Source organism: Brevundimonas sp. NPDC055311, assembly GCF_053645695.1.
This window is the reverse complement of record NZ_JBSHMV010000001.1, coordinates 897,625-918,429: the sequence shown is the minus strand read 5'-3', so window position 1 is coordinate 918,429 and position 20,805 is coordinate 897,625. Positions and strand designations below refer to the sequence as shown.

At 63.9% G+C, this 20,805-nt stretch carries 37 protein-coding genes; 14 read left to right on the top strand and 23 right to left on the bottom strand.

Going from position 1 to position 20,805, the window contains the following annotated elements:
* Positions 1-68: 68 nt before the first annotated feature.
* Genes ACWIDZ_RS04495 through ACWIDZ_RS04480 form a run of 4 tightly spaced genes read right to left on the bottom strand, consistent with a single transcriptional unit; the run spans position 69 to position 1,478 of the window.
* Positions 69-254, bottom strand: a complete 186-nt coding sequence (locus ACWIDZ_RS04495; RefSeq protein ID WP_453988941.1) for a helix-turn-helix domain-containing protein — start codon at positions 252-254, stop codon at positions 69-71.
* Positions 251-670, bottom strand: coding sequence for a thermonuclease family protein (locus tag ACWIDZ_RS04490; RefSeq protein WP_453988940.1), 420 nt, complete (start codon positions 668-670; stop codon positions 251-253). The genes ACWIDZ_RS04495 and ACWIDZ_RS04490 overlap by 4 nt, the downstream gene beginning before the upstream one ends.
* The gene (locus tag ACWIDZ_RS04485) at positions 667-1,131 is read right to left on the bottom strand and encodes a hypothetical protein (protein ID WP_453988939.1); all 465 of its coding nucleotides are present in this window, start codon (positions 1,129-1,131) and stop codon (positions 667-669) included. Before ACWIDZ_RS04485 ends, ACWIDZ_RS04490 begins: the two co-directional genes overlap by 4 nt.
* Entirely contained in the window at positions 1,128-1,478 is a 351-nt protein-coding gene (locus tag ACWIDZ_RS04480; protein WP_453988938.1) for a MazG nucleotide pyrophosphohydrolase domain-containing protein, read from the bottom strand. The genes ACWIDZ_RS04485 and ACWIDZ_RS04480 overlap by 4 nt, the downstream gene beginning before the upstream one ends.
* An 86-nt stretch (positions 1,479-1,564) precedes the next feature.
* Between ACWIDZ_RS04480 and ACWIDZ_RS04475 the strand changes: the two genes are divergently transcribed.
* On the top strand, positions 1,565-2,755 hold the full coding sequence (locus tag ACWIDZ_RS04475; RefSeq protein WP_453988937.1) for an RNA-guided endonuclease InsQ/TnpB family protein: 1,191 nt from the start codon (positions 1,565-1,567) through the stop codon (positions 2,753-2,755).
* On the opposite strand, the gene ACWIDZ_RS04470 is transcribed toward ACWIDZ_RS04475, so the two are convergent.
* The 14 genes from ACWIDZ_RS04470 to ACWIDZ_RS04405 all read right to left on the bottom strand — a co-directional run bounded on the left by ACWIDZ_RS04470 (position 2,713) and on the right by ACWIDZ_RS04405 (position 10,922).
* Positions 2,713-3,078, bottom strand: coding sequence for a hypothetical protein (locus ACWIDZ_RS04470; RefSeq protein WP_453988936.1), 366 nt, complete (start codon positions 3,076-3,078; stop codon positions 2,713-2,715). The two genes, ACWIDZ_RS04475 and ACWIDZ_RS04470, sit on opposite strands and share 43 nt — an antisense overlap.
* The gene (locus ACWIDZ_RS04465; RefSeq protein WP_453988935.1) at positions 3,075-3,731 is read right to left on the bottom strand and encodes a hypothetical protein; all 657 of its coding nucleotides are present in this window, start codon (positions 3,729-3,731) and stop codon (positions 3,075-3,077) included. The genes ACWIDZ_RS04470 and ACWIDZ_RS04465 overlap by 4 nt, the downstream gene beginning before the upstream one ends.
* Positions 3,728-4,006, bottom strand: coding sequence for a hypothetical protein (locus ACWIDZ_RS04460; protein ID WP_453988933.1), 279 nt, complete (start codon positions 4,004-4,006; stop codon positions 3,728-3,730). Before ACWIDZ_RS04460 ends, ACWIDZ_RS04465 begins: the two co-directional genes overlap by 4 nt.
* Positions 4,007-4,403: 397 nt before the next feature.
* On the bottom strand, positions 4,404-4,787 hold the full coding sequence (locus ACWIDZ_RS04455; protein WP_453988932.1) for a hypothetical protein: 384 nt from the start codon (positions 4,785-4,787) through the stop codon (positions 4,404-4,406).
* Positions 4,780-5,196: a hypothetical protein gene (locus ACWIDZ_RS04450; RefSeq protein ID WP_453988931.1), complete on the bottom strand. Its 417-nt coding sequence runs from the start codon at positions 5,194-5,196 to the stop codon at positions 4,780-4,782. The genes ACWIDZ_RS04455 and ACWIDZ_RS04450 overlap by 8 nt, the downstream gene beginning before the upstream one ends.
* Positions 5,193-5,951, bottom strand: a complete 759-nt coding sequence (locus ACWIDZ_RS04445; RefSeq protein WP_453988929.1) for an exonuclease domain-containing protein — start codon at positions 5,949-5,951, stop codon at positions 5,193-5,195. Before ACWIDZ_RS04445 ends, ACWIDZ_RS04450 begins: the two co-directional genes overlap by 4 nt.
* A 3-nt stretch (positions 5,952-5,954) precedes the next feature.
* Complete coding sequence (locus ACWIDZ_RS04440; protein ID WP_453988928.1) at positions 5,955-6,992, bottom strand: hypothetical protein; 1,038 nt, start codon at positions 6,990-6,992, stop codon at positions 5,955-5,957.
* A complete protein-coding gene (locus ACWIDZ_RS04435) occupies positions 6,989-7,948 on the bottom strand; it encodes a PD-(D/E)XK nuclease-like domain-containing protein (protein WP_453988927.1) in 960 nt (319 codons plus the stop codon). The genes ACWIDZ_RS04440 and ACWIDZ_RS04435 overlap by 4 nt, the downstream gene beginning before the upstream one ends.
* Complete coding sequence (locus ACWIDZ_RS04430; RefSeq protein ID WP_453988926.1) at positions 7,945-8,394, bottom strand: hypothetical protein; 450 nt, start codon at positions 8,392-8,394, stop codon at positions 7,945-7,947. Before ACWIDZ_RS04430 ends, ACWIDZ_RS04435 begins: the two co-directional genes overlap by 4 nt.
* A 47-nt stretch (positions 8,395-8,441) precedes the next feature.
* Positions 8,442-9,380 (bottom strand): hypothetical protein, encoded by a 939-nt coding sequence (locus tag ACWIDZ_RS04425; RefSeq protein ID WP_454077658.1) that lies wholly within the window; start codon positions 9,378-9,380, stop codon positions 8,442-8,444.
* A gap of 238 nt (positions 9,381-9,618) precedes the next feature.
* The gene (locus ACWIDZ_RS04420; protein ID WP_453988924.1) at positions 9,619-9,858 is read right to left on the bottom strand and encodes a hypothetical protein; all 240 of its coding nucleotides are present in this window, start codon (positions 9,856-9,858) and stop codon (positions 9,619-9,621) included.
* A gap of 100 nt (positions 9,859-9,958) precedes the next feature.
* Positions 9,959-10,282, bottom strand: coding sequence for a hypothetical protein (locus tag ACWIDZ_RS04415; protein WP_453988923.1), 324 nt, complete (start codon positions 10,280-10,282; stop codon positions 9,959-9,961).
* Positions 10,279-10,587, bottom strand: coding sequence for a hypothetical protein (locus tag ACWIDZ_RS04410; RefSeq protein WP_453988921.1), 309 nt, complete (start codon positions 10,585-10,587; stop codon positions 10,279-10,281). The genes ACWIDZ_RS04415 and ACWIDZ_RS04410 overlap by 4 nt, the downstream gene beginning before the upstream one ends.
* Positions 10,584-10,922, bottom strand: a complete 339-nt coding sequence (locus ACWIDZ_RS04405) for a helix-turn-helix domain-containing protein (protein WP_453988920.1) — start codon at positions 10,920-10,922, stop codon at positions 10,584-10,586. The genes ACWIDZ_RS04410 and ACWIDZ_RS04405 overlap by 4 nt, the downstream gene beginning before the upstream one ends.
* A 181-nt stretch (positions 10,923-11,103) precedes the next feature.
* Between ACWIDZ_RS04405 and ACWIDZ_RS04400 the strand changes: the two genes are divergently transcribed.
* The 4 genes from ACWIDZ_RS04400 to ACWIDZ_RS04385 all read left to right on the top strand — a co-directional run bounded on the left by ACWIDZ_RS04400 (position 11,104) and on the right by ACWIDZ_RS04385 (position 12,653).
* A complete protein-coding gene (locus tag ACWIDZ_RS04400) occupies positions 11,104-11,451 on the top strand; it encodes a hypothetical protein (protein WP_453988919.1) in 348 nt (115 codons plus the stop codon).
* Between the two features lie 114 nt (positions 11,452-11,565).
* Positions 11,566-11,895: a hypothetical protein gene (locus ACWIDZ_RS04395; RefSeq protein WP_453988918.1), complete on the top strand. Its 330-nt coding sequence runs from the start codon at positions 11,566-11,568 to the stop codon at positions 11,893-11,895.
* Between the two features lie 11 nt (positions 11,896-11,906).
* A complete protein-coding gene (locus ACWIDZ_RS04390) occupies positions 11,907-12,227 on the top strand; it encodes a hypothetical protein (protein ID WP_453988917.1) in 321 nt (106 codons plus the stop codon).
* Between the two features lie 78 nt (positions 12,228-12,305).
* On the top strand, positions 12,306-12,653 hold the full coding sequence (locus tag ACWIDZ_RS04385; protein ID WP_453988916.1) for a hypothetical protein: 348 nt from the start codon (positions 12,306-12,308) through the stop codon (positions 12,651-12,653).
* 56 nt (positions 12,654-12,709) lie between these two features.
* Here ACWIDZ_RS04385 and ACWIDZ_RS04380 read toward each other — a convergent pair whose 3' ends face one another.
* The 5 genes from ACWIDZ_RS04380 to ACWIDZ_RS04360 all read right to left on the bottom strand — a co-directional run bounded on the left by ACWIDZ_RS04380 (position 12,710) and on the right by ACWIDZ_RS04360 (position 15,182).
* On the bottom strand, positions 12,710-13,225 hold the full coding sequence (locus ACWIDZ_RS04380) for a hypothetical protein (RefSeq protein ID WP_453988915.1): 516 nt from the start codon (positions 13,223-13,225) through the stop codon (positions 12,710-12,712).
* Complete coding sequence (locus tag ACWIDZ_RS04375) at positions 13,201-13,545, bottom strand: helix-turn-helix domain-containing protein (protein ID WP_453988914.1); 345 nt, start codon at positions 13,543-13,545, stop codon at positions 13,201-13,203. The genes ACWIDZ_RS04380 and ACWIDZ_RS04375 overlap by 25 nt, the downstream gene beginning before the upstream one ends.
* A 19-nt stretch (positions 13,546-13,564) precedes the next feature.
* A complete protein-coding gene (locus ACWIDZ_RS04370; protein ID WP_453988913.1) occupies positions 13,565-14,062 on the bottom strand; it encodes a hypothetical protein in 498 nt (165 codons plus the stop codon).
* Positions 14,063-14,224: 162 nt separating this feature from the next.
* Positions 14,225-14,623, bottom strand: a complete 399-nt coding sequence (locus tag ACWIDZ_RS04365) for a hypothetical protein (protein WP_453988912.1) — start codon at positions 14,621-14,623, stop codon at positions 14,225-14,227.
* Between the two features lie 37 nt (positions 14,624-14,660).
* The gene (locus tag ACWIDZ_RS04360; RefSeq protein ID WP_453988911.1) at positions 14,661-15,182 is read right to left on the bottom strand and encodes a helix-turn-helix domain-containing protein; all 522 of its coding nucleotides are present in this window, start codon (positions 15,180-15,182) and stop codon (positions 14,661-14,663) included.
* 313 nt (positions 15,183-15,495) lie between these two features.
* Between ACWIDZ_RS04360 and ACWIDZ_RS04355 the strand changes: the two genes are divergently transcribed.
* Genes ACWIDZ_RS04355 through ACWIDZ_RS04315 form a run of 9 tightly spaced genes read left to right on the top strand, consistent with a single transcriptional unit; the run spans position 15,496 to position 20,802 of the window.
* Complete coding sequence (locus ACWIDZ_RS04355) at positions 15,496-15,831, top strand: hypothetical protein (protein WP_453988910.1); 336 nt, start codon at positions 15,496-15,498, stop codon at positions 15,829-15,831.
* Between the two features lie 50 nt (positions 15,832-15,881).
* A complete protein-coding gene (locus tag ACWIDZ_RS04350; protein WP_453988909.1) occupies positions 15,882-16,358 on the top strand; it encodes a hypothetical protein in 477 nt (158 codons plus the stop codon).
* A gap of 47 nt (positions 16,359-16,405) precedes the next feature.
* Entirely contained in the window at positions 16,406-17,059 is a 654-nt protein-coding gene (locus tag ACWIDZ_RS04345; RefSeq protein WP_453988908.1) for a hypothetical protein, read from the top strand.
* Positions 17,059-17,496 (top strand): RusA family crossover junction endodeoxyribonuclease, encoded by a 438-nt coding sequence (locus ACWIDZ_RS04340; protein WP_453988907.1) that lies wholly within the window; start codon positions 17,059-17,061, stop codon positions 17,494-17,496. Before ACWIDZ_RS04345 ends, ACWIDZ_RS04340 begins: the two co-directional genes overlap by 1 nt.
* The gene (locus ACWIDZ_RS04335) at positions 17,493-18,125 is read left to right on the top strand and encodes a GcrA family cell cycle regulator (protein WP_453988906.1); all 633 of its coding nucleotides are present in this window, start codon (positions 17,493-17,495) and stop codon (positions 18,123-18,125) included. Before ACWIDZ_RS04340 ends, ACWIDZ_RS04335 begins: the two co-directional genes overlap by 4 nt.
* On the top strand, positions 18,122-18,484 hold the full coding sequence (locus ACWIDZ_RS04330) for a hypothetical protein (RefSeq protein WP_453988905.1): 363 nt from the start codon (positions 18,122-18,124) through the stop codon (positions 18,482-18,484). The genes ACWIDZ_RS04335 and ACWIDZ_RS04330 overlap by 4 nt, the downstream gene beginning before the upstream one ends.
* Positions 18,462-19,076 (top strand): MT-A70 family methyltransferase, encoded by a 615-nt coding sequence (locus tag ACWIDZ_RS04325; RefSeq protein WP_453988903.1) that lies wholly within the window; start codon positions 18,462-18,464, stop codon positions 19,074-19,076. Before ACWIDZ_RS04330 ends, ACWIDZ_RS04325 begins: the two co-directional genes overlap by 23 nt.
* A complete protein-coding gene (locus ACWIDZ_RS04320; protein ID WP_453988902.1) occupies positions 19,073-20,494 on the top strand; it encodes a replicative DNA helicase in 1,422 nt (473 codons plus the stop codon). Before ACWIDZ_RS04325 ends, ACWIDZ_RS04320 begins: the two co-directional genes overlap by 4 nt.
* On the top strand, positions 20,491-20,802 hold the full coding sequence (locus tag ACWIDZ_RS04315; RefSeq protein ID WP_453988901.1) for a hypothetical protein: 312 nt from the start codon (positions 20,491-20,493) through the stop codon (positions 20,800-20,802). Before ACWIDZ_RS04320 ends, ACWIDZ_RS04315 begins: the two co-directional genes overlap by 4 nt.
* The last annotated feature ends 3 nt before the right edge of the window (positions 20,803-20,805 follow it).

The window sequence follows — 20,805 nt, the reverse complement described above, 5'->3', positions numbered from 1 at the left end:
CACACCAGAAACACTGGATTTCCGGGGCGTTCTAGAGGTTCTCCCTAACTTTCTCCCTACCCGCAAAGTCAGGCCGCGCGCGGCGTTTCCTCGAAAAGGCGCTCTAGCGACTTCTTGGGGATAAGTGTCCGAGTGCCGAGTTTCACCACCACGACACGCCGTTCCTTGATGAGGGTGTAGAGGGTCGATCGACCGATGCCGGTGGCGTCGCAGGCCTCCTTGATCGTGTACGCGATCTTGAAGTCGTCGTTCACTGCCACATCCCCCTTCCTCTCTCACGGGCTTCGTTCTCTTGCTGGCGGTAGGGATCGCCGTAGTTGGTGTCGGATATGGCCAGGCCCTCACGAACGAGGGTGGCGCCCAGGTCGCGGCCGTTGACCGTGCAGGTGGCCACTATGCGCTGATAGCGGTCGCGGGACTGGACGGTGCAGCGGGTGCCGTTGGCTGCGAGTTGCCGGGCGCGGGCCGTTGCTGCCGGTCCGCTGGCCTTGGCCTCGGGCGAGCAGGCCCAGACATTTGGCCGCTGGCGGCAGCGGGTGAAGGGCGCGACCTCGCCAGCGTCGATGCCGGCCAGCCGGACGCGGTGGCGCTCGCCGTCAGCCGTATGGCACCGGCCGCTGTCTCCGTCGCTCATGGCGAGGACGGCGCAGATCAGGACGATGGGGGTCATGCTGGCCCTCCGAGCAGAAGTGTGGTCGGCATCGAGCCCTGCTCATAGGCGATGGCGAGCTGGGGCTGCATGAACTGGCCCACGGTCGATCCGTCTGGCAGGACGGTGTGCGCCAGGAACTCGTCTTCGATAGTCGTGATCCCGGCCGCGACGGCCTCCAGCTTCGCCTTGATGACGAGGGCCAGTGCACGCCAGCGCTGACGGCCAGCCTGTTCCCAAGCCTTCAGCGCAGCATCCGGCGTCCGCTGGCCCCGCGAATGGTGCGTGAACTCGCGCGACTTCGGGTCGGGCATGGGCAGGACGAACTTCACCATGCGGTCGCTGATGCGGAAGCCGATCATGGCCGCTGTCTGCTCGCTCGCATACATGAACGACGTGGCGCCGTAGCGCTTCAGGGTCGCTTCGATCTCGGCCCGGCTACGATCCTGCGAGACAGACGTTTCTGCGGCGTAGCGGGTCATGCTTCACCGCCATCGTTCGGTGCCGCAAGCCGCGTCTCCAAGCCGACCCTCTCGCTCGTTGCATTGAATTTGCGAGCGATCGCCGCCTCGAGGTCGATGCCGTAGTGCATGGCGATCAGATCAACACAGATCACGACGTCAGCGAGTTCATCCGCCAGTTCTTCTGCAGTTGCTCTTGAGCCGCGGATGCCGAGGCGCTCCCGCTCCAGCTTCTTGATGATGTTGCAGGCCTCTCCGACCTCGCCCGCCAGTTCATTGCCGCGATAGGAGGCTGTGATCTGGTTGTCCTGATCCCACTCGTTCTGGCGAGCGATGTTGGCGGCGCGGAGGTTCGTGTGCGTGGTCATGGGCGAGCTCTTAGCAGGTGGATCCACCTTCTCGTGCGGGGTGAGGGGGTGGGTCATTGGATCAGACTCCGCGGTTCTGCTAATCTGTGGCCGTGCACAAAGCCTTCCGGTTCAGATTGTATCCAAGGCCAGAACAGGCCGAGACGCTGGGCCAGTGGATCGGCGTCACGCGCCTTGTGTACAATCTCGCGCTTGAGCAGAGGCGTGATTTCTGGCGTCAGTACAAAGCTTCGAGAGGTAAGAACCTTTCGTGGGGTCAGCAGTCGCTTGAGGTGACGGCACTCCGACGCGAGTTCGATTTCATAGCTGCCGTTCCTAGAACCTGCCTCGAATATGCTTTGCGCGACCTCGACAAAGCATTTGAGGGTTTCTTTCGTGGCGGTGGGTACCCGTTTTTCCGGAAGAAGGGCGTCAACGCCAGCATCCGTTTGGCATGGAAGGACTTGGCCAAGCGCACCATCAATGGTCGCTGGGCGGAGGTACGGTTGCCCCGCATAGGTTGGGTTCGCTACCGGAAATCGCGCGAGATTGCCGGCAATATTATGAACGTGACGGTCCTCAATGCGGGGGGGCGCTGGGACATTGTTTTTTCGGCGGATGTGCAGGACGTCTCCCTGGGCCTTACGGCCGTGGTTGGGATTGACCGGGGCATAGCGACGACGCTTTCGCTCTCGACCGGTGAGCATATTCGCCTGCCTGACATTGGTGCCATGGAGAAGCGACGTAGGAGGGCCCAACGCATTCTTGCGAGACGTAAGCGCGGATCGGCGAGATATAGGAAGCAGCGGCACGCCGTTGCCCGTATTGCGTCTAAGATTGCGCGAGTGCGGTCCCATCATCTTCATGTAGCGAGTACGAGTCTCGCCGCGCGTTTTGGGGTGGTGGTATTGGAAGATCTGAACGTCCGCGCGATGACCGCCAGCGCAAAGGGAACGGTTGAGAAGCCAGGGCGTAGAGTTGCGCAAAAGCGTGGCCTTAACCGCTCCATTCTGGCGCAGGGCTGGAGTATCTTCGCTAGCCAACTTGAGTACAAAATGAGGGCAGCGGGCGGACGATTGGTCTACGTTCCCGCTGCGTACACGTCGCAGACGTGCGCTGAATGTGGGGTCGTTGACGCTAGAAGCCGCAAGAGCCAAGCGGTCTTCGAGTGCATCGCTTGTGGTCATGGGGACCACGCCGACACCAATGCTGCTCGAAACATCATGCGCGGAAGCACCGCGTTCGTGGAGGAAGGTCATCTTGGACCTCCCTGTGAAGCGAGAACTGCTGCAGCATGAGCTGCGCAACCGGCTTTGGCCGGGGATGCTGAGCCACCCGCGAGGAAGCTGCTGCTGTTGGGCTGTCCGTTTAAGTGGGGGTTGTCGGAAAGGACCGTGACCGCCGAGCCTTCGGGGTGGCGCAACTGTTCGACATGTTGTTCCACCGCCCCGCCTTCCGGCGCGGGGGCTGCTGGCGCGGTGATTAGACCGTGCAGCATGGCGTTGATTTCTAGCGCCTGCTTGGTTCTGCCGCTGTTCTTGCGGTCTTCTCGTGCCTGCAACAGAAACGACTTGATGCGTTCGGCTAACTCAACCGGCACGGTAACGCGAGGGGTGGTCATGCTGCGCTCCTGAAAAGAGGAAGTTCATCGAGACGAACCGACCGGGCCATGCCGATCAGGAGGTCGCGGAAGGGTTCGGGGGTGTGGATTCGCGGGGTGCTGTCCGTGCCGCCGCCGCGCGCTCCGACCTCGCCGAGGCGCTTGGCGCGCTTGAGGCCCATGCGCTCGACTACGGCGGGGTCAAGGTTCATGGGGCTGTGACCCCACGCCAGTTCCGGCAGATCGCAGCCGACTGCATAGAGCAGCGTCGGCTTGCGGGCGTAGTGACCGTAACGGCCCTGCTCGACGCAGCAGGTCCAGCCGCCGAACTGATCGGCTCGGACCCAGCCACCATTGCGGTCAGGGACCGTCAGGCCGAACCACGCCCATGCATGAGAGTCCCACGGATGCTCCAGCACCCCGCCGAAGTTGCGCACGGCGGTCAGGGCGGCAGCGAAGCATCCGGCGTCGGAACCCTTGGTCTTGCGGCGGCCGGTTTTCTTCACCGTCAGGGGCTGGCCGAACCACATCTTGCCCCAGCGCTGGCATGGCGGGTGCGCGACCACGGGGTGCGGTCCGTCATATAGGCGGGCGTCGCGGACCTGATCCCACGGATCCACGCCTTCCAGGCCGTAATATGCGCCGTTGGATTCGACGTAGAGGGCGGCGATCATGAGCCACCCCCGTCCTGCTCACCACGGGCGCGGGCGATGAAGGACTGTCCTGCGTCTGTGATCTTCCACCAGCGCGTGACGCCGCCACTGAACGCCGCAACACCCTCGACCAGCCCCTGCGCCTCAAGACCTTTCAGGAGGCGGCGAGTTTTGGCGGTATCGCCGGGGCAACCGGCAGCGGTCGCCATCCAGTGGGTCGCGACAGGCCCGGGGCGTTCACCGACATGCGCGAGCACGTCGACGATCTGCCGCAGCGTATGCTTCACCCCGCTCATGCCCGGTCTCCTTTGCGCGGGAAGATAACGGGGGCGTCAGCCCAGCGCGGACCAAGAGCGGCTATGCGGTCGCTCGCTTGCCGCTGATATGAGAAGTAGCCGAGCCAGAAGAGCCTGATGACGATGTGAAAGCCGCCAGCAGCACCTGGGCCGCTGCGCCAGACCTCAAAGAACCGCCTCCGGTGTCCGCTCCAGTGCCAAACAGCCATCCACTGCCAGCAGAGCAGGTGGGGCCAGTGACGCCACGCGAAGTAGATGCTCGAGCGTGTCACTTTCGGCAGGATAGCAAGGCCCGCAAACGGGGTGCGGGAACGATGCGCCGCATCCCATGCATCGAAGGCATGGATGCGCGCGACGGTCTCTGCGTCGTGGTGCGGAAGGACAGGAAGGAACCCGCTCATGCCTCACCCCCACGGCGGGAGGCTTGGCGGAGGGCGGCGTTAATTTCTTCGACAATTAAGCTTACGGCATGATCGCCTTGCGAAACGGGGCAGTGTCCGCTTCCCATGTCATGAGACTCGATAGTCGAGCCGCACATGCAATGTTCGTGATCGTCAATCGGCCACGTCTGGATGCGCTCTCTCGTCTTTTCCAACGCTTCAATGACGACCGCAGCGCGAGCGTAAATAGCGCGTTGACCGGCCATAAATGCGTCAACCATCTCATCAGCCGAATAAATCCTATCAGCTGGACATGTCTCAACGTGGCCGTTCAACCACGTCCACGCGTCATCCTCCTCCGCCCCCAGCACCTCTGCCGGGCTCTTGGTTGATTCAGGCATGGTCGTGGGCCTTCTGAGGGCGCGCGACAACAGAGCCGTCGAACCGCTTGGTCCGGGTCTTGTCGAAGCCGCGTGATTGAAGGGGGCGCTTGGTCGGGGCCGCGCAGGTCTCTCCGCGCAGGCGCTTGATCTTGGCGTCGGCCGAGCGGTCGGCCTTGGTCTTCTCGGTGGCGCAGGGCTTCCGCCAAAGGGCGCGGTTGGAGAGGTCATTGGTCCCGCCCGCGTTGAGGGCCAGGACGTGTTCGTCGATCACGCCTTCGGTCAGAGCATTGAGACGCCCGCCGCAGCCGCAGCCGCACTTGCCGCCTTGGCGCACCGAAAGCTCGATGATCTCCCGGCGAGTGAGCGGCTTGCGGTCGTGGATCTCGACTTCGGCCCGATCCTGCAGAATGGAGACGGCGGGCTTCATGCGCCGCGCCTCCGCTCGAGTTCGCGGCGGGCGTTCCACTTGAGGTCTTCCTCCATCGAGGCCTGCGCCAACATCCAGTTCAGGAAGCCAGCTTCGACGTCGGCCCACTTCTGGCCCCGGAACTTGCCGATCGGGCAGGTCGGCATGAGCGGCGGCTCAACCGTCCACTGGATCAGGTCAGCGACAGTCGCTTTCTGCAGGAGCCTGCAGAGGATGTGCGCGGTGACATAGGCGTCGGGAAGCGCGCGGTGCGGCGGGTGACGCCGCTTCTCGTCGATCTCGTTGTGCAGCCCAAGCCAGTAGAGAAGCACCTGGTTCGTGTGAGCCGGGGCTTCCGGCCAGATGCGGAGCGCCGCCTTGTAGGTGCAGATCCACTTTGCCGGGGTCGAGCCGTCGAGCGCGCGGAAGTCCGGCAGGAAGGCCTGCTCAAACTTGCTGTTGTGCGCGACGTAGACATCAGCGGATCGACCGAAGGCGCGGCTCTCCATCCAGTCCTCAGCGGAGCGCGACTGGAAGAGCGGGCGGCCTTTGATCTCCCACGGCAGGATGTGGTGGACGGCCATCACCTCGGGCGGGCAAGGCCTCTCGCAGCCGAACAGCGCCTGACCACAGGTGTCGTCGTCGAGAAGCCATTCGCCCCACTCGCCTTGGCGGACGTCTTGGAAGCCAAGCTCGATGATCTCGGCCGCAGGCGGTTCCAGCCCGGTAGTTTCCAGATCGACGACGCGGAGGACTTGTTCGTAAGCGCGTATCACGGCTCAGCCCCCCTTCGCGGCAGTGATGGCGGCTTCGAGTTCGCGCGCCTTCGCCATGTCGGTGGCCTTCAGGACGGCGAACTTCGCCAGCTCCTTCCGGTCGGTTTCGAGGGCTTCGATCTGCTCCGGCCGCAGGAACGGCAGGTCCGCGATCAGGCGATCTGCCCAAGCGATAGTGTCGACAGCCAGCGACGTCCCTTCATCGGCGTCGGCCTCAGCGCCGCTGGCTGTCGTATCCTCGGCGAGGGGGATGTCGCCGGGGAAAGGGTCGCCCGCGTCTGACGGGTCGGAGGCGGGGTCAGACGCGGGCTTATTCGACGCGGCGTCGGAGGGGGTGTCCGCGTCGAAATCGGGGATGGTGTCTTCTGGATCGATACCGTGGACGGCCGAGAAGCCTTCACGTGGGGCGTCGTTGGGCGCGGCCAGGCGGGCGGCGAGGTTCGGGCGCTCGGCAGGGACGGCGCGGGCAGAGACGGTCTGATAATCCTCAACCTCCTCGCGAACCTGGAAGCCGCGAAGCATGTCCGCGCAGCCGTCGCGCAGAGCCCAGGCGCGGGCGCGCATCTGGAGCATGCGCTTGGGGTATTGCTGCCACGGGCCCTGCTTGTTCCAGAGGCCCGCCTTCTTGGCGTCGGAGACCGAGAACGAACGGGCGATGGTCTCGCCAGTGTCGGGGCGTGTGACCTCGCAATGAGCTACGGCCGTGTCACCGTCCCCGTCGATCCATTCGCGAGCCTTGATGCCTTGGGCGCGAGCGACAGCCATCAGGCCGTCACCCCAGAGGGTCGGGCGGTTGTTGACGATGGCGAATGACTGGAGCGCCTGGAACGGGGCTAAGCCCAGCTCCGCACCGGCCATGATCGCGACCATGACCTGCTCCGGCTTGTCGAGACCGCGAGGAGCGAGACCAGACGCCGCGATGGCCTGGGCCACACGGAAAGCCTCGTCCAGCGATTGCGGGACCAGCGCGGCGACCGCGCCTCCTGCCATGATCGCCGGCTTGGGCGCAGCCTGACGGGTTGCAGGGACTTGAGCGTTCATGCGGCGATCTCGCTGTTCGGGGTGTTGTCGTTGGCTTCAGCGGCGATGACCTCGAGCCGCTGGTCGATCTGCTTCGCCGCCCAAGGCGGTAGGGTCAGATATTCTGCGTCCTGGCGATCACCGCCGGGGCCGGGCCAGACGCCCGTTTCCAGGCACTGCGCGAACTGGTCGATGGCGCGGCGCACTTGCATCCGGCCCCGGTCGAGGTCTTCGCCTGTCAGGACGGTGACGCGGACACAGTGGGGAGGGGCCTTCTCCACCCAGACGAGGGCGAACTCTTCCATCGGGCGGCCGAGGACGGCTTGGGAAGCCATGCCGACCAGGGCGGCCTGCATGTGGTAGCCGAACCCGGCGAGGGACCGCTCCAGGTCGTCGTCAGCCACGCTAGCGGTCGTCTTAAGGTCCGCGAACAGGCCCGAGGCGTTTGGCACCACGTCGGGGCGGCTCTTCAGCCAGACGCCGGTCTGCGCGTCTTTCCAGAGCAGGGAGCGTTCAACGAAGCCGTCCAGAATGCCTTGCTCGACCAGGGGGTGACGAGCCAGCGCTTCGGCCATGCCGGTGACGGCAGCCAAGTCTGCATCCGTGATCACCGTCTTCCCGGCGGCGACCATGTCGTCGCGCCACTGCTTGGCGTCTTTGGTCCGCCAGTCTGACCACTGCTCGGGCCGGGTGACGAACTCCTCGGACAGACCCTCGGAGCCTTCCAGCAACAGCTTGTGCGCCAGACGCCCGAGAGCGAAGGCCGGGCGATCTGGCTGCGGCGCCCGCTTCGGGTTCAGCGGGCTGTCGACGTAGTAGTGCGCCGGGCTCTGGGCCCAGATGGTGCGGAGACCGGACGAGCTGATCGACGGGCCGACGGTCGGCTGGCCATGGTAAGCGGAAATGTCGAGCGCATAGACGCCCGGCTCGCTGATCTTGCCCGACGTGGGCATGGGGAGGGGGTTATGAAGGGTCAAAACGGGATCTCCTCGAGCTCGGGTTGCGGCGCTTCCAGCGCCTGCAGGGCGGCGTTCAGTTCGCGCAGGGCTTCGCGGTCAGGGACGTGCGGCCGCTCCCAACTGTCTTTGGGGGAATGGGCGGCGCGGAAGCCGTCGAACCAGAGTAGGCAGTCGGCCACGATCGCTTGGAAACGACGCTGGTCGCGCTCGATGACGGCGAAGCGGCGCTTGATCTTCGCTTCGTGCTCGAGCGCGCCGTCGATCATCACCTTGGCGTCGGCCTCGGCGCGTTCCAGCATCCCGCCCATAAACCGGGCACCATCGCTCCATGCGCGGCCCATGTTCGCCTCTGTCGCGTTCAGCACCGGCGACATGATGATGAAGTGCTCGCCGGGATTCTGGCGCGTCAGTCGCTCAGCCTCGGCCGAAGCTTGCTCAATGGTGTCGTGGACCACGGTCGGCATGCCGCGCGCCGGGTTCCAGACCATGAAGCCGATGCGGTTCGTCATCATCAGAACCGGATGCTGACGTTCGGCACGTCGCCCGCAGCGATCGCCAGGACGATGGCGCGAGCGGTTTGCTCACCGACGCCGTGGCCCATGATCGCTTGCTTGGCGGTGCCCATGATCTTGGAGCGGTGCTCGATGTCGGCGGCGCGGGCTGCTGCGGCTTCGGCGGCAGCTTTCTCCTCGGCTTCGCGCGCGGCCGTTTCACGGGCGATCCGGTCCGCCTCGGCTTGGCGCGCGGCCTCGGCCTCGTCGGCGCGACGCTTTTCGGCAGCGAGGGCTTCGGCGTGGGCCCGCTCGGCCGCTTCACGTTCGGCGCGGGCGGCAGCCTCGGCCTGGGCGCGAGCTGCTTCCTCGGCGGCCTTGGCGGCGGCTTCGATGCGGGCCTTCTCTTCCTCGGCAGCGCGAGCGGCGCGGGCCTCAGCTTCATGCTTGGCGCGCTCGGCCGCTTCGGCAGCGGCCTTGGCTTCGGCTTCGGCTCGCTCGCGCTCGGCTCGCTCGGCGGCTTCAGCGCGCAGGCGATCGAGTTCGGCTCGGTCGGCCTCTTCCTTGACCAAGCGAGCGTGCGCCGCGGTCAGGGTCTCGACGGTGGCGGCCTGCTGCTGGAGGGCGGCGGGAAGCAGGGACTGAAACTGCCCCTCGTCCAGAGCGAAAGCTCTCACGCTGGCCAGCCGATCTGCAACTGCGCCGGCGGTGTCGTCCAGCGAGACAACGGCGGCAGCCTTCATCCGGCCGATCAGGGCCTCGCAAGCTGCGATGCGCTCCTCTTCCTTGGCCTCCCATTCGGTGAGCGGACGGCGGACCTCGTCTTTCAGCGCGTCGAGCTTCTCGCGAATGTCGCGGCGGGCGGCGTCGACGATGTTGATCTTCGCCCGTGCTTCCTCGTTAAGCAGCTTGCCGGCCGCGTCGATTGCGGTCTTCGTCTTCGCCACCTTGAAGGCCATGGAGGCGATCTCCTTCCGCCCCTTCTCGGTCGTCAGGTCGGGGACCAGCTTGTCAGTCTCTGCCTTGATCGCCTCGTAGAACTGGTTGAACCGCTCCTTGTCCAAGAGGACCAGGCCGGGGTTGGCGTTGACCTGCGCTACGAGCGCGGTCTGCGGGGTTTCGTCTTCAACGGATCGCAGGGCTTGGGCCACGGCGGGCTCCTGTGGTTCGGGGGCGAAAAGGGTGTCGAGGCTTGGATTAAGCGGTGAGCCGTGGCTCGGCCGGACGGGAGATCGCGAGCGACTGGACGGGCTTCGGACGCGGCCGATAAACCCGGCGCGTGGTGACGACGGTCTCGACTTCCAACAGCTCCAAGCGGCCATAGAACGAGGAGTTCTCGCGGACCCAGGCCCGGCCAATCTCGATGTCGGAGAAGGTCTTCACGATCCGGCCGACGCGGTTGACGGCCTGATAGTCGGTGGAGGCTTCGCGGTTCATGGCCACCTCGGTTCGGATAGAGCGCCGGCGAGGATCGCAACGGCGACGGTGAAAAGGATGCAGGCGGCTACGGCGGCGCCGTTCTCGAGGGCGCGGCGCATCAGGCGGCTCGCGCCATGCTCGCCGGGGGCAGGGGATCGTTTTCCGCTTCCCGAGCGTCCCGAATGGCCCACGCCAGCGCATTGACGACTGGGATCAGGAGGCCCGGGTCTTCGGCCGCAGCCAGTTCACCGGCGAGGCGCAGCATTTCCTGCGTGGCCTGATCGACCGTCATCCGGCGGCGGGTGCGGCGGTCCAGAATCTTCGGACCTTCGACCACGAACAGCGGCTGGCGGCTCGGCGGGACCAGGGCGAGGTTCACATTCCCGGCCTTGGCGATCCCGGCCACGACGCCGGGCATGACTTCGGAGATGTGTTGCATCACGCAGCGCTCCTCAGAGGCTCGAGAGCCGAGGCGAGCATGTCGCCGGGAACGGTGATCACGACGCCCGCGAGGCCGTTCTCGACCTGCACGTCCCACTTGCCTGCGCCGCTGTTGGACGGGGCGAGGATGACGCCGCGCGCCAAGCCGTGGGTGATGGCGTCGCCGCGATAGTCGAGGGCGTACCGGCCCCAACCAGTTTCGATGATCGCGCAGCCGCAGTCGCCGAAGCGGGTCCCGACAGGACGAACGATGCGCGCGGGGATCAGGACAGCTTCGCCGGGAGTGAAGGTTTCCGGGCCCATCACGCAGCCCACCGTGCTTGGGCGGCTTGGGCCTTCAGCGCGGCGCGGACGGCCTCGCAGTCCACCGGCGGCTCGTAACCCATGGCTTCGCGCCACAGCTCTTCCTTGCCCTGCCAGTTCGCGAAGATCGCGCCTGTCGACATGCCAGCGGCAGCGGCGATGTCGCGGATGGTGACGGGCTCATAGCTACCCGTCGGAGCCCAAAGGACGCGGGCGGTGTGCAGCAGCTTCTCGCGCGTCGCGACCTTCGAGGCCTGGCGCTTGTTCAGCTTCGGCGCGTCGTCATTCGCCGCCAGGGCAGACGCTTCGACGCGGTCGTTTGTGGAATGGATGGACATGAGGTCTCTCCGGTTGATGGAGAGAGAAAATACGAAACTTCGTATTTATGCAAGCGCGAAATACGTTTCTTCGTATTTTTCCATTGCGCCAGAATCGGACGTGACGGAGTAGCGCCTGACTCGACTCCTGAGCGCGAACGTTGATTCGTTAACGCGACCATGGACGAGAAGGAGAGCCAGAATGGCCCGGAAAACGATCTATTGCGCACAGGCCTTTTGGGATCGAGGAGGAGCCCTAACAGGCGGCGAGGTTCATCAGTTTCTGAACCGCGAGCGCGCGATCGAAGGCGGTCAGGCCCTGTTCACGGGCGCTCATGGCGTCGCCGTGTTTTCGGTTGTGGGTTATCCTGACATCGACCTTTGGGAGGAGCCTCGCATGGTCGAGGTGTATGGCGACGTTCCAGCTATCGAGCCCGATCCTCCTCCGGACGATATCGCCTATTTCAAGATCGACTGCAGTGCTGCTGGGGACGTTTGGACCCAGGTCGACCCCTCGGCACGAGACGCAATAGACGAGGATGCAGCCTAGTGGATCGAAAACGCCCGTTACTGACCTGCGTTATCTAGACGGATGAAAACAACGTGATATGACAGCGTTATGTCCGAGCAGGGGGCTTGGGCGCATATCTCTGGGGCATCCCGAATGAAGAAGATCGCCATCGTGGCGGCGCTGGTCGTCGCCGCATCCGTCACGTCTGCCTGCGCAACGAAGCGCTATCCCATCGCCACGCAGTGGTCGTCGGCCGAGGCTGAAGCAATGGACTGCAACGACCTGCGCCTTGAGCTGATCCGCGCGAACCAAATCCAGACCCAAGTGGCTGAGACTGCCGACTTTGACTGGCGTTCGGTTGCTGGCTTCCTCGGCGACTACGGCATCGGCAATGCGATGGCGAAGTCCGACGCCGATAAGGCTATCCGTGCGCGGATCCAGGGCATCCAAGAGGCCCAGCGCACGAAGCAGTGCGCGCTTTAAGGAGCGGGATCATGAAGAACGGTCTTTACGCTGTAAGCTTTGCGACCCCCATGGGGCAAGGCGATGGGGTGATCGTGCTGCAGGACGGGAGCGTCCGTGGAGGCGATTCCGCGCTGTTCTATACAGGCACCTATTCCGTTGATGGGGGCAGCTTTTCAGCCACCATCACCACGGGCCGACATGCCGCTCACCTGCCCTCTGTCTTTGGGGTGGACGTTGTGACGATCAACCTCCATGGCGATTGGTCGGGCGACAAGGCCTCAGTCACAGGCACTAGCCCGCAGGCCCCGGGCTTAAGCTTCAGGGCTTCCCTCCGCCTGCTCGCAGCCTAACCGTGGCCATCACAAAAGACGGCGGCTCCATCAGGGGCCGCCGTTTCCAATTCCGCTGCTGGTGTTAGTCTGCCGCCCATGGACGCACATACCGTCACTTCGCTCGCAGCCGCTCCAACTGTGGATGAAGACCACGGGCTATTCCGGTTCGAGACGAAAGAGGCGGGCCGGATCGCGCTGGCGATTCCGCGCGAGAAGCTCCCAGGCCTTGCCGGCCTCGCTATAGCGTACGCCACCAAGCAGACGCCCGGAACATCTGAAGAGCGAAACGTCACCGCCCTGGAGATCGACGGCTTCGATATCCTGGCCGACGACATGGGCGGCGTCGTCATCTCGTTCCTGATCGAGGGCATTTCGCACCAAATGCCGTTCCACCTGACAGCGGAAGCAGTTGAGGCGCTGAAGCAGCAGCTAGATCTGGTCTAACAGAAAAAACCCCGCCTGGTGGGGCGGGGCCAGCAGTTCATGTCGAACTACATGTTTCAATTGTTGTCCACGGAAGCGTCCGGCTCTTCCTGCAATTTGACCGGCAAGCTGCCGATCGCCACGTATTCATCTCCGTAAAAGACACGGACACGAATTTCTCCCGGCTGCTGAAGAACCACGTTTGGATGAACGTTCAAAACGAAGTGTCGGATTATTTGTTCGCCCGGATAAGGGCCATCTTGCTCCTCTGGAGAAGCTTTCTCCACAGAACGCATTTCAATCGGCATTTCTATCAGCGGCGCGTCCTCGGCAGCGCCAGGAAGAAAGACCTTGAGAACAAGTTCTTTCGGCTCGAGGTCCCAGGCTGTAGTGATTTCAACGAGAATGGCCAGCTTTGCCATAGTTGCGGGAAAAGATGCCTCGGCCAATCCGACCGGGATGCATCCTATAAGAGAGAACTGGCCGCCCATCTCAATGCGAGCGTCCTCGGCAAAGATCACCCTGCCATATAACGAAGGGAGGGAACGCCTTTTATACACTGCCGCTGTCATGCGGGTACCGTCATCGACCATGACTGGGTTGCAAGAGGCCGCACGATTGCCGGTTCTTCGGATGCCGCCCACGTCAGTTTGACATCCTGAGCCAATGGATGATTCAAGTGATGCCGCTCTGCAGGATCGAATATTTCAACGTCGATACATCCGCCCACGCCCCAGACCATATCTGCAAGCGTCTCGAGCGTCATATTAGAACGTCCGGTCAGCCGCCTATTCACGACTGACCTGTTCACTCCCAGCTTCTCTGCGAGCTTGGCTTGATTAAAATCTCCAGCGTCGCAACGCGCGATGAAAAGATCGCGCAGTTGGCTTTCCACGCGCGAAACCAGGGCCAAATAGGTCCTTCGTCTCAGGTCAGTTGTTCTGCGGGAAGAGGGCACGATAATCACCAAGTGTGAGGGTTGAGGACAGGCCTTTAGCCTTGGCAAAAGCTATGACGCCATCGCGGTGTCTGTCGTAGAGCTTGGTATCTGCTTTCAGATCCTCGACGATAGCTACCGAAACAGCAACAAAAGCATGAGGTTCGGGGCACCACCCAAAAACTCTCAGGCCTGGTGGATGCATTTCCCACACTCCTGATGAGTTGGGGATCATGCGCTTGATTTCGGAATGGCCTAGCGCACGTTCGCCGCATCGGAAATCTGAAAACATGCCATCCATGTGTTCGTAGGGAGTTCTTCCGCCTAGCTTAGCTGAAGAGATATGAGCCCGAGGCTCGTTGTCGATTTGGTCCCAGAGCGCAGGTGCAAGCCACAACTTCCTTTCGGGGAGCCGTTGCTCCCATTCCGGCACCTCGAAAATCTCCAGGTCACCATTACGCACAGCCTCTAAAATTGTTGCCATAAAAGTCAACGACAATCTGAGCCAAAGTCGGCAAAAGGCGGGAGGACGTGCAACTCAATCAGTTTGTTTCTCATTCCCCCTCCACGCCATTCAATATGTCATTATGAGATGGTGGACCGCGCAGCACCTCACTTCACCGTCCGCGGTAGTTGCAGGCATTTGCCTCCGCACTCACCCAGCCTTAGCCATGCAGGCCTTGCGGGGCGTCGCCGGGTAGGCCGCACAATCCCAAGCCACCCGCCGGAACCCCGTCTCGCGATTGACCGCGTACGCGAAGAGCTGAGCCTTGATCTGCGCCTCGGTGAAGGGGAGGGCGGTCGGCTCTTCGCCCTGCTTCCAGAACCCGACCATGCAATTGTCGACGTCCAGACATTTAAGGCCGGCGAGATCTTCGAACGTTGCTGGATCGGCATTGGGCTGGACCGCGACAACAAAGAAGCCTGGGCCCACTTCATGCATCGCCTTCGTTGAAGCTGGGACCGTCGGTTCCAGACTGAGAATGGCGCTAGCCGCGAAGGCGCCGCCGATGACGGCTGCGGCGCCAACTGCCGCTATAATCTTGTTGCGCATGAGGACCCGTGTAGAACGTTGTTCTGTGTGGGCAGGCTTAGCCTTCTGTGCCTGTGCGCGCAAACACCTTTAGCATCTCAAGTGCACGCGGCCTGTCTTCAGGTGCAATGTGCGAGAATAGCTCCGCTGCTTCGACGTTCACGTCGGCTGGATCCGCCTTGAGCCGGCCTGGCTGCACGCCGAAACCGTCGGCAAAACGTAGAAGCACCTTCGGCGAAAGGGGGATGTCGCCGCTCTCAACGCCCCGCACATAGGCTTCGTCGGAACCAATCTTTTCGGCCAGTTCCGCTTCGGTCCAGAACATCGATTCACGCCAAGCGCGGATGAAGTTCGTGGGGGCCGGGCTCCCGAAAAGGTCTTCGATCGAGAGGCCTAGCTTCGCTGCAATCTGCGCTTCGGTGTCGCCGCGCAGGCTTCGGGTCGGGGAGCCGGAGGCTTTCGTGTAGCTGTGAAGCGTCGTGTAGGGGATGCCGACGTGCTCGGCCAACGACTTGGCGTTCCACTCGGAAGCATCAAGCCAGTCGAGGAAGTGCGCGCGACGACGTTCAGCTAGGTCCATGGACCATTCTCTGGCACGTGCTACGACATTTCGTAACTTCGATGTTTCGTATTTCTCTTGCGACCAAATACGAAGTTTCGTATCTTCCTTCATATGGAAGACCTGGATCGCATTCTTAGCGTCATCGCACATGCTGCAAACAGTGAAGGGCTTCCCTCGCTGTCACGTCGATCTGGCGTTCCGTACACGACGCTGATCGATTGGCAGAAAGCGAGCTGGCGCCCGCGGGCTGTAGCGACGCTGGAGCGCTTGGCCCAGGCGGCGGCAGCAACGCCAGCCAACGACGACGCCCCCGCCAGCGAGGCTGCGTGACATGCTGTCATCGGCCGCCCTCCAGTTTCGACGCAAGGAAGTCCTGATCAACGCTGGGACGGTCTACGGCCTGATCATCGGCGCCAACGAACTGGCCGTCCAAGGTCGCGAGGCGGATGCGCTGAAGGCGCTGGCGACGATCACCGGCGCGCTGCCGTTCGAGATCGATGCGATCCGCGAAGTCCTCGCCGCCGAGCGCGAGGCCGCAAAGGCTCGTGACCTCACGCAGCGGACGCTCGCTCCCTTCTTCCCGCGCATACCCGTGGAAGAGCCTCACGCCGCGAATGACGAAGCTCAATCGCCTTCTCCCGAACAACCAAGCCCGACCGTCGCCTGATCACCAGGGTCGGTCGCCCCTGAACGAAACCTTGGCCTTTAGGGCAACAAATGAAGAACTTCGCACCGATGAAGCCCCGCGAGCCCGGCACTGTCTGGGAGGCGATCAGCGACGCCATGAATCAACTCGGCGGCGCTGAGAGGATGGCGACCGCTGCTGATCGAAAGGTCTGGTGGGCCTACACCGTGAGCGACGAGGACGCCTCGGCCAATGCCCGCACGGGGCTGTCGTTCAGCGACGCCTGCAAGCTGGCCGAGAAGGGCGGAACCGCCCTGGCCGAACACATCGCCTTGCGTGCGGGCGGCGTCTTCATCCCGGCTGAGGTGATCGACGACGCAACGCTCAAGGCTGAGCTGGCGAAGTTTTCGGCCGAGAGCGGCGACCTGGTCTCCGAGATCATTCGCCGGACCGCTGACGACGAGTTCTGCCGCCGTGACGGCGCCGCGTCCCTGCCTCTGGTGAAGGGGGCGCTGCGCTCGCTGCTGTCGCTCTACCACCAGTGCAAAGCGCGCGCCCAACAGCGCTGACCGAACGGGACTGACCGCCCCGTTGAGCGGTCTTGATGGAGGGCCAGATGGCCAACGACAACGACGAGTATCCCGAAGTCCAAGGGACGATCGGAAGCATCCCCAACGAGCCGCCTGCGAACGGCCTGCCCAGCCATGACGAGATCCGCATGGCCGCCAACGAACAGGTCCAGTGGAACCTGAAGCGGAAGGCCCTGAACGATCAGATCAGCGCCTTCCGCAAGGGCCTGAAGGCCAAGGGCCACATCCTCGGCAAGCTGGACGACGAGGTCCGCAAGCTCGAATGGACGCCTGAAGACTACAAGGCCGACCGCGTCGCCAGCGACCACTACGCCGAAGCCATGGCGCAGCCCGTCGGTACGCAACTGGAGCTGTACGGCACCGAGGCCACGCCCGATCCCGTCCGCATCCAGCTCAAGTGGCGTCAGCTCGGCGTCAAGCACGGCATCGCCGGCATCGGTTGGGCCAACGAGCCGCCGGAAGACTGCCCCTTCGACTGCGCTCAGTCGTATGGCGAGGGTCACGAAGAAGGCCAGGGCACTGTGCGCCGTGCCTTCCAGACGCGCCTTGAGGAAGCCAAGGCGACGGCCGCCGCCGCTGGCGATGACGAAGAAGGCGACGAGGGCGACGACGGTCAGATCGACATCGAGGACGTGGCCAACGACCACGGCGACGACTCTATCGAAGACGAGGCCGCCTGATGTCGGGGCTGGCCTTTACCATTCCGGGCGACCCTCGCGGTAAGGGCCGGCCCCGCGCCACGACCATTGGCGGCCATGCTCGCATGTTCACCGACAGCAAGACCGCCAGCTACGAGAACCTCGTCAAGCTGGCGGCGTCTCGCGCCCTCGGTGATCGCGCTCCGCTCGATTGCCCCCTGACGGTCGTCGTCAACATCCGGATGACCCCAGCCGCTTCCAGCAGCCGCAAGAAGCGCTGCGCCATGCTGGCTGGCGAGATCGCCCCAACCAAGCTTCCCGACCTCGACAACGTCGTGAAGGCCGTTCTCGACGGCTGCAACAAGGTCGCGTTCAGAGACGATGCTCTGGTCGTCAGCCTGATCGCTCGCAAACGCTACGCCGAAGTTTCCGGCGTCGATGTCGAAATCCGTCCCACCATTCTGGAGGCCGCAGCATGACCCATCACGGCAACAATGACGCTTGGCCGCACCACGAGGTCGAGGCTCTCCGCAAGCTTTGGGCTGAGGGCAAATCGGCGGCGGATATCTCGAAGATAATCCCCGGCCGCTCACGCTCGGCTGTGGTCGCCAAGGTCCATCGCATGGGATGGTCTGGGCCTGATTCGGCTGCGCGATTGTCGCGCCGCGAGCCTTCGGCGCCTCCGGTCAAACGCAACCGGGCGACCGGCGGGATCAAGATCGACAAGCCCGCCCCCGCGCCCAGCTTCGGCCGGTTCGCGCCTTCCAGCCCAGCAGAGGCGGCGAAGAAGCGCGAGCATTTCGCCAAGCATGGCGCCGGGATCATCGACGGCTTCACAGAGGCTGCGAATGACACCTCGATCCTGCTGATCGACCGCCGCCGGTTCCAGTGCTCATGGCCGGTCGGAGAGATCTCGGGCGCCGGGCAGATGTGCTGCGGTCAGCCGGTCGATCCCGCCGCTACTGGCGCGACCGAGACCTATTGTCCCGCCCATCGCCAGCGAGCGGTCGGCAGGGTGCTTGCCGCGTCCAAGGCGTTTGGGTTTGGCGAGCGCCGCCCGGCCCGTCGCGCCGAGTCCACCCCTTGGGATCAGGGGAGAGCTGCGTGAGCCAGCGTGAAAAGTACCTCGTTGAACGGATCGACCGCAGCCGGGAGAACGCGACCAGCCAACAGGCTCGCTCCTCTCGCGCGATGTTCCTGCGCATGACCGCGCGCCGGACAGTACGCTCTCTGATGCAGGACGTGGCCGATCCGAAGGAACAGGCCGCGCTTCTGGGCGACTTGATCGACATCGCCGCCGAGTTCCGCTGGCCCCTGATCGGCCGCGTCGAGACCGCCACAGCGCTGAACTCGGTCGCTGCCGACGTGTGCGCCATCTACCGCCTGCCCAAGGCGGTGAAGAACGCGGCTGCGGAACAGGCTTTTGCGCGGCTGACCGCGGCGAATGATGGGGGCGGCGATGATTGAGCCGCTGCCCGCCGGGCCCTACTCATGCATCCTGGCCGACCCGCCTTGGCATCACGCATCGCGATCCCCGAAGGGGCAGACCCGTCGCTCGCCATCGCACCACTACCGGACGATGTCGTTGGCCGAGATCAAGGCTCTTCCGGTGGCCGACGTCGCCGCCAAGGACTGTCACCTGTTCCTCTGGACAACGGGACCGCACCTCCAGCAGGCATTCCTTGTCATGAATGCTTGGGGCTTCCGCTACTCCAGCCTCGCCTTCGTGTGGGTGAAGCGTCGAAAGCAGCCCGATGGAGATGATGACGGCGTCCTGTTCATGGATCGCCGCGACCTCTTCACGGGCATGGGCTACACCACGCGCCAGAACGCCGAGTTGGTATTGCTCGGCCGCCGCGGCGCCCCGAAACGCCTCTCGAAGGCCATCCATCAAATCATCACCGCGCCGCGGCAGGAGCATAGCCGGAAGCCTTCGGAGGCCCACAGCCGGATAGAACGCTATTGCGACGGCCCCCGCTTGGAACTGTTCGCCCGCGCGCCGCGCAATGGCTGGACCGTGTGGGGCAATGAAACCGACAAGTTCGCGGAGGCCGCATGATGGACGATCCCCGCGACGCCGAAGAAGCGGCCAACGCGCTCCCGCTGAACCTGGAGGCTGAACAAGCCCTGTTGGGCCAGCTGATGTTCGACAACGACGTCCACCGCCAGGTGCATGACGTCGTCACAGCCGAGGACTTCAGCGAGCCGTTCCATCAGCGGCTCTACGCTGCCATCGACGGGCTTGTGACGGCCGGGAAGCTGGCCGAGCCGACGACGCTACAAGCGGCCTTCACGGCTGACCCCGCCTTCGAGCAGTTCGGCGGCTTCGGCTACCTGTTCGATCTGGTCGACCGGGCCCCGCCGTCCAACCGTTCGCGGGACTACGCCGCTTTGGTAGCTGACACCGCCGTCCGCCGCCGCCTGATCAAAATGGCGGCCGACGCCATGCATCAGGCCCGCAACCCCGAACTATCGGGCTATCAGGCCGTGGCGCTGGTTCGTGCTGATCTGGAGGCAGCCGAGCGTGGCGCTGCGCCGGAAGACGCGCTGTTCGTGAACGCCCATGACGCCGCCTTGGCCCGAATGGACCGGCTGGAGCTGGAAGTCGCCACCGGCAAGCCCAAGGGTGTGCAGACCGGCCTGTCGTCGATCGACAAGCGCCTCGGCGGCCTGATGCCGGGATCGGTGATCGTCATGGCCGGACGTCCGGGCATGGGCAAGACGGCGCTGCTCGGCAACGTCCTCTACGGCGCCGCCCTGCGGAATCCGACCAAGCTCTTCGCCGGCTTCTCGCTGGAGATGGACACCGACCAGTTGAACGACCGAGCCCTGTCGCGTCTGACGGCCACGCATGAGCAGCCCGTCAGCTTCTCCGACATCGCCAAGGTGGCGCCGCTGACCTCGTTCGACCTGCAGACGCTCCATGCCGTGAAGGGCGAGATCCCGAAGAACCTATGGCTGCGGGATAGGGCGGGGGTGTCAGTTGAAGACGTCTCTCGCGCCGTCTGGGCCATGAAGCGCCGCGGCGATCTGGCCGCGATCGGGATCGACTACCTCCAGCTGATGCGCCGGCCTGCCCTGGCTGGGCGCAACGAGGCCTCCGCCATCGCGGAGATGACCGGGGCTTTGAAGACGCTCGCCCGCGAAGCCAAGATCGCGATCATCCTGCTGTCCCAGCTGAACCGCTCGGTTGAGCAGCGTGATGACAAGCGCCCGATGCTGTCGGACCTGCGGGAGTCAGGCTCCATCGAGCAGGATGCCGACGCCGTCCTGTTCCCCTTCCGCGAGGTCTACTACCTCCAGAAGGCCGAGCCGAAGGCCGGGACCGAGGAACACATGCTCTGGGAGGCCGAGGTCGCCCTGAAGCGCACGGTGATGGACGTCATCATCGCCAAGAACCGCCACGGCTCCGAGGGCTCCGAGCCCCAGCAGTACCGGGCTGAGATCGACCTCATCACTGACAGGAGCGCGGCATGAGCCTCAAATCTGTACCTTTTGCTCTTCGCGCCAAGACGCGGAGCCCGCTTCACAAGCTGCTGCTTGTGTACGTCGTCCACGACAGCGGGCAGCCCGAGGACGACGAAGGGTATGTACCCTGCCTGACGTCGTTGGACGCGCTTGCTGAAATGGCGAATGTCGAAACGCCAGTCGTCCATCAAGCGCTCGTCGACCTGAAAACTGACGGCCTGTTGAGCTACCTGTCGGTTTACGATGGCGGCCATCTGGTCAACGAGCCTGTGCTCCCCGCGGTTGTTCCGTTCGAGGGAGGCGTCAACCGTGGCTAGGAT

Coding starts and splice junctions, on each gene's coding strand:
- ACWIDZ_RS04490 (WP_453988940.1), bottom strand. CDS start 670: ATGACCCCCATCGTCCTGATCTGCGCCGTCCTCGCCATGAGCGACGGA.
- ACWIDZ_RS04485 (WP_453988939.1), bottom strand. CDS start 1,131: ATGACCCGCTACGCCGCAGAAACGTCTGTCTCGCAGGATCGTAGCCGG.
- ACWIDZ_RS04480 (WP_453988938.1), bottom strand. CDS start 1,478: ATGACCACGCACACGAACCTCCGCGCCGCCAACATCGCTCGCCAGAAC.
- ACWIDZ_RS04470 (WP_453988936.1), bottom strand. CDS start 3,078: ATGACCACCCCTCGCGTTACCGTGCCGGTTGAGTTAGCCGAACGCATC.
- ACWIDZ_RS04465 (WP_453988935.1), bottom strand. CDS start 3,731: ATGATCGCCGCCCTCTACGTCGAATCCAACGGCGCATATTACGGCCTG.
- ACWIDZ_RS04460 (WP_453988933.1), bottom strand. CDS start 4,006: ATGAGCGGGGTGAAGCATACGCTGCGGCAGATCGTCGACGTGCTCGCG.
- ACWIDZ_RS04455 (WP_453988932.1), bottom strand. CDS start 4,787: ATGCCTGAATCAACCAAGAGCCCGGCAGAGGTGCTGGGGGCGGAGGAG.
- ACWIDZ_RS04450 (WP_453988931.1), bottom strand. CDS start 5,196: ATGAAGCCCGCCGTCTCCATTCTGCAGGATCGGGCCGAAGTCGAGATC.
- ACWIDZ_RS04440 (WP_453988928.1), bottom strand. CDS start 6,992: ATGAACGCTCAAGTCCCTGCAACCCGTCAGGCTGCGCCCAAGCCGGCG.
- ACWIDZ_RS04430 (WP_453988926.1), bottom strand. CDS start 8,394: ATGCCGACCGTGGTCCACGACACCATTGAGCAAGCTTCGGCCGAGGCT.
- ACWIDZ_RS04425 (WP_454077658.1), bottom strand. CDS start 9,380: ATGGCCTTCAAGGTGGCGAAGACGAAGACCGCAATCGACGCGGCCGGC.
- ACWIDZ_RS04420 (WP_453988924.1), bottom strand. CDS start 9,858: ATGAACCGCGAAGCCTCCACCGACTATCAGGCCGTCAACCGCGTCGGC.
- ACWIDZ_RS04405 (WP_453988920.1), bottom strand. CDS start 10,922: ATGTCCATCCATTCCACAAACGACCGCGTCGAAGCGTCTGCCCTGGCG.
- ACWIDZ_RS04400 (WP_453988919.1), top strand. CDS start 11,104: ATGGCCCGGAAAACGATCTATTGCGCACAGGCCTTTTGGGATCGAGGA.
- ACWIDZ_RS04395 (WP_453988918.1), top strand. CDS start 11,566: ATGAAGAAGATCGCCATCGTGGCGGCGCTGGTCGTCGCCGCATCCGTC.
- ACWIDZ_RS04390 (WP_453988917.1), top strand. CDS start 11,907: ATGAAGAACGGTCTTTACGCTGTAAGCTTTGCGACCCCCATGGGGCAA.
- ACWIDZ_RS04385 (WP_453988916.1), top strand. CDS start 12,306: ATGGACGCACATACCGTCACTTCGCTCGCAGCCGCTCCAACTGTGGAT.
- ACWIDZ_RS04380 (WP_453988915.1), bottom strand. CDS start 13,225: ATGGTCGATGACGGTACCCGCATGACAGCGGCAGTGTATAAAAGGCGT.
- ACWIDZ_RS04365 (WP_453988912.1), bottom strand. CDS start 14,623: ATGCGCAACAAGATTATAGCGGCAGTTGGCGCCGCAGCCGTCATCGGC.
- ACWIDZ_RS04360 (WP_453988911.1), bottom strand. CDS start 15,182: ATGGACCTAGCTGAACGTCGTCGCGCGCACTTCCTCGACTGGCTTGAT.
- ACWIDZ_RS04355 (WP_453988910.1), top strand. CDS start 15,496: ATGCTGTCATCGGCCGCCCTCCAGTTTCGACGCAAGGAAGTCCTGATC.
- ACWIDZ_RS04350 (WP_453988909.1), top strand. CDS start 15,882: ATGAAGAACTTCGCACCGATGAAGCCCCGCGAGCCCGGCACTGTCTGG.
- ACWIDZ_RS04345 (WP_453988908.1), top strand. CDS start 16,406: ATGGCCAACGACAACGACGAGTATCCCGAAGTCCAAGGGACGATCGGA.
- ACWIDZ_RS04340 (WP_453988907.1), top strand. CDS start 17,059: ATGTCGGGGCTGGCCTTTACCATTCCGGGCGACCCTCGCGGTAAGGGC.
- ACWIDZ_RS04335 (WP_453988906.1), top strand. CDS start 17,493: ATGACCCATCACGGCAACAATGACGCTTGGCCGCACCACGAGGTCGAG.
- ACWIDZ_RS04325 (WP_453988903.1), top strand. CDS start 18,462: ATGATGGGGGCGGCGATGATTGAGCCGCTGCCCGCCGGGCCCTACTCA.
- ACWIDZ_RS04320 (WP_453988902.1), top strand. CDS start 19,073: ATGATGGACGATCCCCGCGACGCCGAAGAAGCGGCCAACGCGCTCCCG.
- ACWIDZ_RS04315 (WP_453988901.1), top strand. CDS start 20,491: ATGAGCCTCAAATCTGTACCTTTTGCTCTTCGCGCCAAGACGCGGAGC.